The organism is Acinetobacter sp. 797_lipA (assembly GCF_058243025.1).
In genome coordinates this window covers 3,363,235-3,375,486 of sequence record NZ_JBZAYQ010000001.1, presented here as the reverse complement: position 1 = coordinate 3,375,486, position 12,252 = coordinate 3,363,235, and the positions used below count along the sequence as shown (strand labels likewise).

Annotated in this window: 9 protein-coding genes, 3 pseudogenes and 1 other annotated feature; of the genes and pseudogenes, 4 read left to right on the top strand and 8 right to left on the bottom strand. The window is 36.6% G+C overall.

Annotation, left to right across the window (positions count from 1 at the left end; translation table 11 throughout):
* Positions 1–46: 46 nt before the first annotated feature.
* Genes AC4CU2_RS16615 through AC4CU2_RS16605 form a run of 3 tightly spaced genes read right to left on the bottom strand, consistent with a single transcriptional unit; the run spans position 47 to position 6,161 of the window.
* Entirely contained in the window at positions 47–3,229 is a 3,183-nt protein-coding gene (locus AC4CU2_RS16615; RefSeq protein ID WP_490769128.1) for a site-specific integrase, read from the bottom strand.
* The gene (locus AC4CU2_RS16610) at positions 3,213–5,486 is read right to left on the bottom strand and encodes a hypothetical protein (RefSeq protein ID WP_490769127.1); all 2,274 of its coding nucleotides are present in this window, start codon (positions 5,484–5,486) and stop codon (positions 3,213–3,215) included. Before AC4CU2_RS16610 ends, AC4CU2_RS16615 begins: the two co-directional genes overlap by 17 nt.
* On the bottom strand, positions 5,487–6,161 hold the full coding sequence (locus tag AC4CU2_RS16605) for a hypothetical protein (protein ID WP_005401665.1): 675 nt from the start codon (positions 6,159–6,161) through the stop codon (positions 5,487–5,489).
* A 417-nt stretch (positions 6,162–6,578) separates the two neighbouring features.
* Between AC4CU2_RS16605 and AC4CU2_RS16600 the strand changes: the two genes are divergently transcribed.
* Positions 6,579–6,788: a hypothetical protein gene (locus tag AC4CU2_RS16600; protein WP_306179411.1), complete on the top strand. Its 210-nt coding sequence runs from the start codon at positions 6,579–6,581 to the stop codon at positions 6,786–6,788.
* A gap of 69 nt (positions 6,789–6,857) precedes the next feature.
* Here AC4CU2_RS16600 and AC4CU2_RS16595 read toward each other — a convergent pair whose 3' ends face one another.
* Positions 6,858–7,172 carry a hypothetical protein gene (locus tag AC4CU2_RS16595; RefSeq protein ID WP_005401667.1) on the bottom strand — a complete coding sequence of 105 codons (315 nt, stop codon included), beginning with the start codon at positions 7,170–7,172 and terminating at the stop codon, positions 6,858–6,860.
* A gap of 100 nt (positions 7,173–7,272) precedes the next feature.
* A pseudogene (locus tag AC4CU2_RS16590) lies at positions 7,273–7,601 on the bottom strand (DUF4236 domain-containing protein).
* Positions 7,602–7,752: 151 nt separating this feature from the next.
* Between AC4CU2_RS16590 and AC4CU2_RS16585 the strand changes: the two are divergent.
* Both AC4CU2_RS16585 and AC4CU2_RS16580 read left to right on the top strand, forming a co-directional pair.
* On the top strand, positions 7,753–8,343 hold the full coding sequence (locus AC4CU2_RS16585; RefSeq protein WP_005401669.1) for a class I SAM-dependent methyltransferase: 591 nt from the start codon (positions 7,753–7,755) through the stop codon (positions 8,341–8,343).
* A 2-nt stretch (positions 8,344–8,345) separates the two neighbouring features.
* Positions 8,346–9,395, top strand: a complete 1,050-nt coding sequence (locus AC4CU2_RS16580) for an HNH endonuclease (RefSeq protein WP_005401670.1) — start codon at positions 8,346–8,348, stop codon at positions 9,393–9,395.
* A gap of 117 nt (positions 9,396–9,512) precedes the next feature.
* Here AC4CU2_RS16580 and AC4CU2_RS16575 read toward each other — a convergent pair whose 3' ends face one another.
* From AC4CU2_RS16575 to AC4CU2_RS16565, 3 genes and pseudogenes are all read right to left on the bottom strand, one after another.
* Positions 9,513–9,872 carry a hypothetical protein gene (locus tag AC4CU2_RS16575; protein WP_039890772.1) on the bottom strand — a complete coding sequence of 120 codons (360 nt, stop codon included), beginning with the start codon at positions 9,870–9,872 and terminating at the stop codon, positions 9,513–9,515.
* A gap of 106 nt (positions 9,873–9,978) precedes the next feature.
* Positions 9,979–11,172 (bottom strand): annotated as a pseudogene (locus AC4CU2_RS16570) (IS3 family transposase).
* Positions 10,811–10,927: a sequence feature (AL1L pseudoknot), on the bottom strand. (Overlaps the previous pseudogene by 117 nt.)
* Positions 11,172–11,994, bottom strand: a protein-coding gene (locus AC4CU2_RS16565) for an IS5 family transposase (RefSeq protein ID WP_094148576.1) whose coding sequence is annotated in 2 segments (ribosomal slippage) — positions 11,172–11,612 and positions 11,614–11,994 — 822 coding nt in all. Because the reading frame shifts where the segments join, the coding sequence is not laid out codon by codon here. The pseudogene AC4CU2_RS16570 and the gene AC4CU2_RS16565 overlap by 1 nt, the downstream one beginning before the upstream one ends.
* Before the next feature lie 145 nt (positions 11,995–12,139).
* Between AC4CU2_RS16565 and AC4CU2_RS16560 the strand changes: the two are divergent.
* A pseudogene (locus tag AC4CU2_RS16560) lies at positions 12,140–12,241 on the top strand (IS5/IS1182 family transposase); the annotation flags it as partial.
* Between the last annotated feature and the right edge of the window lie 11 nt (positions 12,242–12,252).

Here is a 12,252-nt window from a genome sequence, read left to right as displayed (position 1 = left end):
GATATATTAAATGTGGCTTTAGATAAGGAAGCAACGGTTAAATTATTTAACCGCATGTATTGATTTTTAGACCTTCAACTTGCAGTTTAAGAGATCGAGGTCTGCCAATACAAGCTAGATGTAAGCAAAATTTAAATGCAGCAAGAGCATGACCATCTTTTACTGAGTAGAGTTGTAGACGAGGAAATTCCTCTTGAGTCGTAGGATGATCTGTTGTGCTCGATTTAGCCAGCTTTACTAATAAAGGTTGTTTCTTTTTATCTAACAATTGTACCAAGTCTTGTCCAAGTAAATGCCAAAATTGATGGGGAAATAAAGCCTTAACTTGGGAGTAAAAATGTTCGAGTTGATCGATATCCTTCCAGCGATAATGGATACCGGTATGTGAAGCAGTCACTCGATTTAAAAATACATTCAGGACGTATGCAATTTGTGTTGGTTTTTTACGAGCTATTTTCTGTAGATGTTCAAAAAAATAAGTCACTGCATGAAGCTCTTCAGCGCTATCAAGCATTGCTGGTTTTAAGTGGGTTGAGCTATCAATACTAAATAAACGGGGATTCCCTTTTTTTGATTTAATGTTTGCTAAATTTAGGGCATTTTCATACCAATAATTGACGAGTTCTTCTGGCAAGTACATACGTTGAGCTGTACTTTTAGGATCGTTAGTAGTCTCCAATATATTGAGCGTTTCATAGAAGCGTTGAAGTGAAATTTTAGAATCTTCTGTTCCAACAAAGAAAGCAAAAAAATCATGGGATTGATCTATTTGTAACGACAGTTCATCTAAAATGTCAGTAGCATTACTTTGAAGCCATTTTGTTTGATCGTTCAATAATATAGTTGCTAGAGCGGCCTGGTTTTTTTCAAAATTAAAGTCTTTTTCATCATTTGTTATTTGCAAATTTTTAAACGTTACATTGTGGCCCATAATTTTTTTAGCCAATTCATTAGGCATATCTGGATGATGTTTTAGTAGTTTTTGACCAGCTATGAGATAACTTAAATGAATATAGCTTTTGAATGTTTCAACTGGCTCTATATGTCCTAAGAGATGTGCAATAACAAACCAATGGTTTTGTCCATGTTGATTTTGAAGTAGCTCGGCTCGAATTTTTTGATATTCGTTTTCGCTATAGTCAGTTAGCTTTTGCACAAGTGGTGCATATTCAGAGTTCAGTAAAAGCGATAAATGATTCGCTGTAGTGTGACGAAAAGAGTGAAAGGAGTAATGATGCCCTTTAAAGACCTGATTTAATATCAGTTTTAGGGGTGCGGTGACAGTGTGTTTATTCAGTTTTTTATTTTCATTCAAGTTGCTGAATAAATATAAAATTTTCTTATTTTCTAAGCGTTTTTCAACAACAAAATCGCTAAAGAATTGGTACTCATCATCTTTTAGCAAAGCGTATGCAGGCACAATCCGTTCCGCACTATCCGTTTTGAGCAGATGTTGATTCCCTTGTTTTTTTGAACCATAAGGTTGAACCCAGATAGAAAATTGATTTAAACCCTCGATATCTTTTACACGTAACCCGAGTATTTCGTTAATACGCATACCAGTACGGTAAGCCAAAATATAAATGATTTTTAATAATTTATAGTGATGGTCTGAGATGGATTGGTTATGTAAGAGCTGATTTAACTTCTTTAATATGACCTGGAAGGCTGTGTGACCTATGATGCGTGCCCGTGGTCGACTTTGCGATGCAATAAATTCAAGTTCGAAATCTTCTGCTTGAAAAACAATTTGTTGAAAGGTATGAAAGCGTTTCAACATGTGGATTGTTTGGTCTTTAGATTTTTTAAACTCAGGTTGATCTACTTCATCAGCAAGTCGTGTATTGCTAATGATTTGTTGATAGATTTTGTTCAGCAGATCATTAATGTCATCGTCGGCATCGATGTATTGTAAGGCATGAGTTAAAAACGGTTCTGCGATCCGGGTGTAATATGTATAGATTGAACTATCTGCGAGTTTTTGATTGTCTTGAAATGCCTTCGTGTACTGAGTTGTATCAAAATCAAAGGTGGCTGATAATTTTTTTATTTGCTCTGAACTTGGTCGATAGAGACTGATGAGCCACAAAATAATACGTTTAGAAAACTCATTAAACTGCTCTTGGTGACGCAGGCAAAAATCAATAATGAGTTTAGCAGTGCCTTGGTCCGTTGATGTGCGCATAATTTTCAGCAAGTTTTTATGAATAAATATCACATTTTCTACTGCTTCAGACGTATTGAGATCTGGTAGGGCTTTGGCTGTAGAAGAGACATTTCGTTCGATTTCAGCACTTAATTGAGTTTTAAATTTTGGGAATGCAAAGTTTTCAAACTCATGTTCTGATAAACCACACGTGAGAGTGTTTTCTAACAAACATTGTGAAAGGGCAGGATCAACATCTGCGTTCTGCAGTTGTAGCCAATTAAAATTGGCGTAGTCACGTAAAAACTTAAAAGTCTTGTTGGTGTATGGATGTTTTATTTTTTGAAAAATGAGGTGCAGATACGCATTCACGTCTAGACTGATGTCACGAATTTGTCTTGTATTGAAGTGAATGAGCCAGAGTCGTGTGAGTTGATCTGGGATAAAATTACGTGATTTTCGAATTGTTTTTTCATCAACAAATAGATCGCCATAGCTTGGAGAAAGTGGCTCTAAAAAGATGATATTAAAATCGAAAATTTTTTGGATTTTTTCAGGGTTTTTTAAATGTTCGAGCAAAGCATTTAATGAAGCTATTTGATTTAATCCACCGTATAACATTGAGCAAAGCAGAATATTCCCAATAATTTCATCATCAGAAAAAGCGGAACTATCTTGAGCAAGAATCCAGTAATCCCACAGTTTTTCGAGGATGATGTCAATTTCATGACCGGCTTGGATCCAATCTAGGGTGAAAATTGGTTCATCGCGTTTCATCTCAAAGGTGAGATAAGGTAGTGGGAGGTCTAGGTTATTACTTTTATTGAGGTCTTCGATATATGTTCGGAAGAATTCATGAGCATATTTTTTCCAGGCAAGATTCGGTGCTTTACGTTTAATAAACTCATAAATTGCAGGATAAGCTTGAATTAAGTCTTCATTTGAGAATTTTTGCTCATCAAAGTACTGTCGGAGCTCTTGTTCTGCATCAGCTCGTAGGTTCTTTTCTAATTCATTACGTTGAAGTTGACGTCTATCTTCAGCATAGCGTTTTTTTGGGATTTTTTTATTGAATGATGACATGAACTTCAATCCCGCTAATTTTAAATTGATCTTTCATTTGCTCTAAAACATTCGCAATTTTAGAAAATTGAGATAGTGATAAACTGGAAAAAGGATGGGCTGCTTCTTGTTGCATGAGCTCATGTCCAAAGAGAGCTAAAATCTCAGGTTCGGTAATTTTATGAGTCAAAAATGCACGAGCTGTATGGCGATGCCAATTTGCATGATCAAGTCCTAATTCTGGATGAAATTTTTTTACTGAAGATGGGCTTAACGGTATCCAGTCATTATTCTGAATGATTCCCAAGAGTGGGAGCTTACTCATTTTGATTTGTTGTATGACATCACTTAAAGCTGGTTGACTCATCATGATTAGAGTCGAAAAATATTCTAAAAATTTAAGGAATTTTTTTATCTCTTCAACTAAAAATGAACAAAGTGGGATTAGACGTCCGAATCCATTGCGGCCGCCTACTTCTTTGTCAGAAACCATCAAAATTTGGCGTTTTAAATTAAAGTTTTTAAGAAATCCAGGGAATTCAGCAACGGGGCGTGCTGCTGTAAAAAGAAGGAGGATATGCCACATCCATATGTTGTAGTGGTTGTATATAGCAATCAGATCGTCTTCAGCTTGTGAAAAAATATTAAACTTCAATACAGCAAAAATCTCTGTAATGACCTGTGGTTTTGGAGCTTTACGACTACCAAAATGAGTTATTGAATCAGGGAGCGAAGGTACACAACTTTCATATGTGCTTGCTACATCTGCACAAAGTGATTTTAGAATATCAATATATTGTGCATGTAATCGTGGAATATTCTGATGACAATAAGAAACAGATGATGACTGATTGGCATCAATCCCTGTGATTAAATCTGCGAGTTGTTTATTCCCTGTTTTTGCAAGAACCGTATGATGCAGTAGAGAACTCACCTTTACGACAGACAGTTTTGGAATCAATAATTCTTGTCTTAATTTGCGTAAATATTGCTGTATATCATCGAAACTAACCGAATCCATTTTGCGCAGATCCTCAATGAATAGATTCGGGATTGGAATGTCTAAATAGATCGTCTGATTGAGCAAGTTGTCTGAATACTCAAAATTGCGGTTCTCAAATACATTAAAGTGACTGTTTAAGAAGACCTGATCATTTTTATAGATCAATTTTTGGCGGTTATTTAACTTTTTAGCTCGCTTGCTTTGTATATATAGCCACTCATTCACACTATTACCGGTCAAAAATGCGAGCATTAGGATCAAAGCACTTTTATTTTGATGTTCAGAGTAGTCCACATGAAGTCTTTTCAGGAGATGGTTCACGCTAGATGGATTCGGAAAAAAACTACTCGACGTGAGTAAATGTTCTTTGCGTTGAATATGTTTTGCAACAAGCGGTAGAATATAATTTTGACTTGTTTCTGAATGTGCTGCGAGTGGTGTGACGTCAGTTGGATTGACAACAATTTGCCGATGAAGCGGCTCATCAATTAACGTTTCTATACTCAGTGCCTTAGGCGAGGCCCCTTTTTTTATTTCGATACTTTCTTCAATGAATTGTTCTTCATCAAGAAACTGATATTGAAGCTGTGTATCGATACTGGCACGTGCAATCTTCGCTTTGTTTTTTAAAACATAGTTAAAAGTAATGCGAATATCATTGAGTAGATTGCGATCAAACTCAGGCAATTCATCCGTATCTAATGTGATCAGATGTTGAATAAATTGCTCTAAGCTCTGTGTTGGATCTTGAAGATAGGTACTCCAGAGACGTTGATACTCTTGTGTATTTTGATATTTTTTTTCAGTATCTAAATTTTTATTTGCAGTCCTAAAGCGCTGGAATAAGCGCTTTACGGTATTGAAGTGTTCTGTGTGTGCTTGTTTAAAAAGCTCTGGTTTAAGCTCAGGAAGAGCAATTAAATAAATTGCCGCTTTTAAAACTAGAATATTCCAATTTTTTGCATGCGTGTGTGATGCAGGTAATTGCGCAATTGAATTGATGTATGACGTAATGGATAAATCACTAATCTTAACTTTTTTCGTGAAAGAGATTACCGGAGGTGTCGGCAGCTGCGAATCAAACTTTATATCGATATCAAAGTAATCGAGATTGAGACCAACCAGAAAATTGTCAGTCTGTTGAGAAGACAATAGTTCAATCACAAAGTTGATATGTTGTGCACGTTCAAATTGCTCATCACCGAACAATTTTTCAATTGTTCTTTTAATTGAAATCATTGGTAAATCAAAATGTTCGTTTAGATCATTAGACATTTAAGATCTCCAAATTTTTTCTGCACTCAGATCGCTATTTGAGTGATCTAAGAGATCTTTTACACATCTGCTGTGTAATGATAATTCATTAAAAATCTGTGTACGTTCTTGCTTGATCTTTTTCATCCGCTGATTGAGTTGGTTTCGAGAGCATGAAAGCAAGTGTGCAAGTAACTCTAGGCTCATTTGATGGTGTGGCTTCAAAGATGATTCTTTGTTAAGAGTTAATAGTGTTTGACGTGAAAGATGTGTGTTAATTAAATGCAATGTTTTTCGTGGATTTAACGAACGAATATCAAATTTTGTAGATTTGATGAATTGAATAAATTCACGACTGCATAACTCCATCAGAAATGCTAACTCATCCTCTGAAAAAGATTGTTGATGATGAATAATTAAAGTGACTTCATTAATATCTTGCTTTAAATAGCTAAGATATAAGTTAATATTATTGAAAATGGAGTAGCCATCAAATTCTGAAGTTTTCCACACATGGAGTTCTTTTATGCGATTAGAAATATCTAAATCTGCAGTGAGATTTTTAAACATATTTAAGTAGCATAAGTTGAAACCATACGCTTGTGGATGAATGGTGATTCTCCTTTTTTTGAAATTTTTTAGAGTACTTATCTGTGTTGCTGGAAACTTCAAAAGTAGTTCAGATGTCAGATCCATGTGTGCTATTGAATAAAAATAATACAGCAATACTTACGTATATTTAGAGTTTTTGAATATGGCAGGAGGTATCATTTTTTCCTTGTTTTTAAAGTTTATTTATTATTGAAAGTTTCAAATTTTCCTCCTCGATTAGATACTCACTATTAGTTAGCTATATTTGTGAGTTGGCAAAAAATATCATGTTTCTATTATGATGTTCACATAGCAGATTACAATGAATACAGTAGGGATGAGTATAGTTGATTATTACAATAACAATGCTCAAATTTGATCTTTTTTAATGGTAATTAAAACCAAACAGGAGTCAATTTTTGATAAGTATGTAGACAAATTTAACATGATTGATATCGGGAGCCGTATATGGAAATTAAACAATAGAAACAGGTAGAAGTCGTTACAGATGTTGTATGTGATATATGCAACCAATCAACGAAACTGGAGTTTGGCACTTTATCGGCGCATTGGGGCTATGGTTCCAAGCATGACGGGGAAAGATATGAATTGCAGTTATGTGAGAAATGTTTCTTTTATGCCTTAGCGACATTAAGAAAAGAGCGAGCAGATGAGTTTATGTTTGATGAAAACTTTGACCCTTCAACCCTAGATGGGTTTGGGTTGAAGTGAACCTATCATCGCGACAGGTTCTAAGAATCCAGAAAATACTGACTCAGATCCAAGCCAGCAGCTTCATTTTTAATGGCGAGTAAGGGATTCAGGAAAAATATTGTTCTTTGCTTCAAGGTCACTGAGCTCTGAAAAGGCCTGAATACCGCCTGCGGCTTTAATTCCATCTAAAGCGACAGATAGAGCTTCCTGATCTGACGGGAATGTTTCATCCCATACCGTAGAAGTACCATTTTGGTTTACCACTTCCAGTGTCCAGTCACTATCAGGTAATCGATAAATTAGAACTTCAATTTGTTCATTATCCTCTTGTAAAATTTGAGACAAGGGAGAATCGATTAAATCATTTTCATCATAATCCAGAGTACTGTCATGATCAGACATCAGCGGCAGCCTTTATTGTATTTAACATCCGTCCATAGTAATGAGTGAATTTAATTTTGCCTAGCGGAATAAATGTTATGGGTACAAAGGTCGGCTAATTCTAAAAAATAATAGCCCCGACAATAAAACAAAATAATCCAAAAATTACCCAAATCCAGACATTCGATTTGGGTTGCTCAGTATGTGATCTATAGAACGATTGCTGTTCCTGAGTAGGATTTTTTGGTTGCCAACTCTCTTCTTATAGGGCTGGTGCTTGGAATAGGATAGGCCTGTGCCTGGAATACCAACGCTGGTTCGGGCGCCTTTTTTACCAATATTTAAAGAAGCACCAGGCTTGCCAATGCTTGCACTGCTGATGCCTTTATGCGTCAGATTGATTTTTAATCCAGGTAATATTTTAATACTCTTGCGAAATCTGAAGCCCATATTTTTTCCATTTACAAGAACCAGTTTGGTTTCTATCTCAGTTGTCGGGATACAGTGAAATAAAAGTTTGATTCATTCATAGGACTGATCATTTGACTTAGCTAGTGAAATATCAGTATGTTCTTTAACATAAGATATTGGCTTTTAGACAATGAATCAAACATCAAATTATTACAATCAACATGCTCAAGCATTTTTTGAAAATACCTATCAGGTTGAGATGGAAAGTCTTTACACACCATTTCTAAGATATTTGCCGGAACAGGCATTGATCCTGGATTTGGGCTGTGGCTCGGGGCGGGACACTTTGGCATTTAAGAAAAAAGGCTATCAAGTTGAGGCAATTGATTATTCTATCGAGCTGGTTGAAAAGGCGAGAGAGCTGACAGGCATCGAGGTACGTCAGCAAAGTTTTTATGAGCTGAATGAAGTAGCTAAGTATGATGGGATTTGGGCCTGTGCTTCTCTTTTACACTGTGAAAGAGATCGCCTGACTGAAGTGTTGGGGCGCTTATTTAAAGCATTAAAGCCAAATGGTGTGTGTTACATGTCTTTTAAATATGGCGATTCAGACCGTGAGAAAGAAGGGCGCAGCTTTACTGACTTGAATGAGCAGCAAGCTTACGACTTACTCAAACAAATAGATCAGGCTTTACTGTTACAGCAATGGATTACTGTAGATAAACGTCCAGACAGTACAGAAGAGTGGTTAAATATCCTGATTAGAAAAATGCAGGCTTAGACGTGTTGTTTAGTACAGCTGAAATACCAACACATCATGAACAGCTAAAATTCTTAAAGCACATTCAGCAGATTTTACAGTCAGGGACGTTTACTTCGACCTATAAGTTTGCCTTGCTGATAAGCATCACACGTCTAGCGATTGAACAGGGTCAAGATACTGGTGCTGCGTTGCATTTGGAATATCAGGATATCGCTGAAAAATTTATTGACCTGTACTGGAAACAGTCACTACCGTTTCAGTTTAACCAATATGAACCTTTTTTCCTTAAACAATCCACTGGACAGCAAGCAAAAATCATCAGTGAAATCCAAAAGGCACAGCAACAATTCAAGACCTTGGCCGCACTGAGAACAGATGTACTTTACTGGAACAGGCTAAAGCGAACAGTGGCAACAACGGTAAAGCAAATGCCGGTAGTATATTTGCAGAATCTGAATGGTCAAACGGTAGAATTTCTCTATTGCCTTGAAGACTCCAAACAGTCCCTCAAGCTTTTACCCAAAGTGATGTATTGTTTGAGGCAGTTTAGTGAAATTGTTGAAGAGCTTTGCCAGAAGCGCTGGATTGATTTTGTCCGGTTGAATAAGCATAACCTGGTAGTATTAGATGGATTACCTGACCTGGATGAATTCATGTTTGCACCAAGTCGCAATCAACTAGGGCGGGTCGCGGACTACTTAATAGATTTACAGCAATACCAGTGTTTTTACTGTGGAAAAAGTCTCAAAAATTCAAAATATGCCGTGGATCATTTTATTCCATGGTCATTATATCCTGCCGATACCGGACATAATTTTGTCCTGGCGGATGAAAAGTGCAACTCACAAAAAAGTAATTATTTGGCGTCAGAACAATTTCTGCAACAGTGGCAGGAGCGGAACTATCTACATGATCAATCTATTGTTCGGGAAATTTCTCAATTAGGTTTTTTAACCGATCTACAACGTTCGCATCGGGTTGCCGACTGGGCGTATAAGCAGGCGATCGAAAATGAATACTTAGTTTGGTTGGGTGGTAAAGATAAACAGATATACCACAGTAATTTATAAGGCCTAACTTAAATAAAAAGTCTTCGACAAACCCGGTACGGTTCATCATATAATAAATATTAGTTCTGATTTGTACTAGATAAAAAAACAGCCTATAAGGCTGTTTTTATAAGTTTTTTACTGGATACTGACAACGGTATCTCTCGAGTGTATACGCCATTCTTCAATCTTGCTATCACCATATTGATTTGAGTCCCATCGAACCATTCCGATTGATTTTCTGCCAGACTTCTCTTCACAAAGACTAACGAAACTAGGCTTTAGTTTTTCTACTTCTGCTACCGCATTCGCATGAGTAGAAGGAACTGAACGCGAGATAATATTACTTATACAGTTTACTTGACCTGTATCAGTTGAGATATTCATAAGTCCAATAGCTAGTCTTAACTTTAGTGGTGCTGAAGCATCTGGAGCAGCTATAGTTGATGTAGCTGCCAAGCTCAGTCCAAGTAGTGTAAGAGCGGTTTTTCCTATCATGAGAGTATTCACTTTAAGCGTAGTAGAACATTATAGGTAAAATAGCATTTTAAAAGTTACAAGACTATGAACCGTACCGGGTTTGTCGGAGACTTTTTTATTTAAGTTAAGCCACCTGACCTAACGGGTTAATCTTATCATAGTACATTGCTTCAAACTCAAAAGGCGACACATAACCCAGTGCACTGTGTACACGCTTTTTATTGAACCAATCTACCCAGTTTAGTGTCGCAAGTTGTACATCTGCTAAACCTTGCCAATCTGCTTTTAAATATTCAATCACCTCTGTTTTGTATAAGCCATTCACCGTTTCAGCCAAAGCATTATCGTATGAATCACCAGTTGTACCGACTGATGCTCGTAAATTTGCAGCTTCTAAACGATTGGTATAGCGAATAGAAAGATATTGCACACCCACCCCTGTCGGAATGATGAATCACATTCTTTGGCATGCCTCGATCGTGCAATGCTTGCTCAAGTGCATCGAGCACCATATCTGTATTCCTCCGTGTAGATACTTTCCATCCAACAATTGCTCGTGAGAACACATCAATAATAAAGGCGGTATAGACCCAGCCTGAATGAGTTTGAATATACGTAAAGTCACTGACCCATAATTGGTCAGGTCGATCAGCACTAAAATTACGTTTCACTAAATCATCTGCTCGTTTTTGATCATCTCGGTTGCGGGTAGTTTGTTTGTTCTTACCACGCCAAACACCTTGTATATCTAGCTTCTGCATCAATCGAGCAACTGTACAACGTGCAATAACATAGCCTTCACGTTTCAATTTTTGCCAAACTTTACGTACACCATATCGACCTGAACTTTCCTTCCAAATTCGTTTAATTTGTTCAGCATGATGCTCATCATGTAGATCTCGTTTCGCTCGATGTTCTGGATTGTCAGCGAGATCTAAAGTTCGGTAATAGGTTGAAGCTGCGATCGGTAAAATCCTACAAATCGCATCAACACCATATAAGTCTTTATTGTTATGGATGAAATCCACCATTATTTGTGTGGGCGGTCGAGCTCCGCCTGGGCGAAAAAAGCGGCTGCTTTACGTAGAATTTCATTGGCACGCTTTAATTCTTTAATTTCACGTTCCATTTGCTTCATTTTTTCTTGATCAGATATCTGTTGTACTTTAATAGGATTTTGCTGATCTAAATGCTTTTGATGCCAGGCACGAAGTGTTTCAGGTGTACAACCAATCTTAGGCGCAATTGCTGTGATTGCAGCCCAAGTAGAAGGATAATCTTTTTCAGATTCAATTAGTAGATCTCTTGCGAAAGTCATTATTGCAAGTTTATCCGGTTTACGAGTGCAGCAATTAAGTTAATGCGTAAGCCGAATCTTTTCCGTCTATTTCGATAGCGTTCACTTAATATTCTAAATGTTTTCAATTGACTATTAATGTGTTCGATCACAACTCGTATTTTTCCAACCATTTTATTGTACTTTTTCTCAACATCAAATAAAGGTAAATTCTTCTTTTTCTTTATTGGCATCAATAATTTAAAGCCATCTTGCTCTAATCCGTAGTACCCTAGATCAGTCATAACATATTCACAATGTTTGAATTTCTTAACCGTTTTTCTTGCCAATTTAATGTCATGCTGACTGCCATTCGATATATCTAGCCCTATGATTTGTTTGCTGTTCGGATGATAGATCACTTGTACTTTTAGCGTATATTTCTTCTTTTTACCACTGTAGAATTTACTCTGATTTTTTTTTCGGACGTTCTATTGAACATTCTGTCGCATCAATAATTACCCAGTTAAAGTGTTCGTCTGCCGTGGTAATGCTTCGTTTTGGCAGAGTAAAACGTCTTGATTTCATCAATGCATCTTCAACCTTTTTAATGGTTCGATTCACATTACTTTCAGCGATATGGTAATTTGCCGCTAATTCCAGTTGAGTGCTGTAGTTCCGTAAGTAATTGAGAGTTAATAACAACTGATCCTCTATATCTAAAGTATGAGGACGACCTGATTTCTTTTTGAGTGATTCTGCTTTTTCTAAAACCTCTACCATTTCAGTAAAAACATGTCGAGGTACGCCAACCAAGCGTTTGAATTCAGAATCTGAAAAACGATTTAATTTCTGATATCTCATGAAATTTATATTGAGGTGGTTTTTACTTTCGCAAGAGATCTAGTAATTGAACCGCTCTTTCTCTAATTTCGGGGGTATAGGTTGGTTTTTTCATCGGAATAGTCTCTCAGAATATTGAGTCTCCGACAAACCCGGTACGGTTCACTTCAAAATTCTTGCTGAGCGTTATCGAAATAGAGGTAAAAGGCTTGGTTTGAGATTCAATTTAATCGCTGGAATCTACAACTTGGAGCTGAGTAAAAAATGATTTATGAAAGA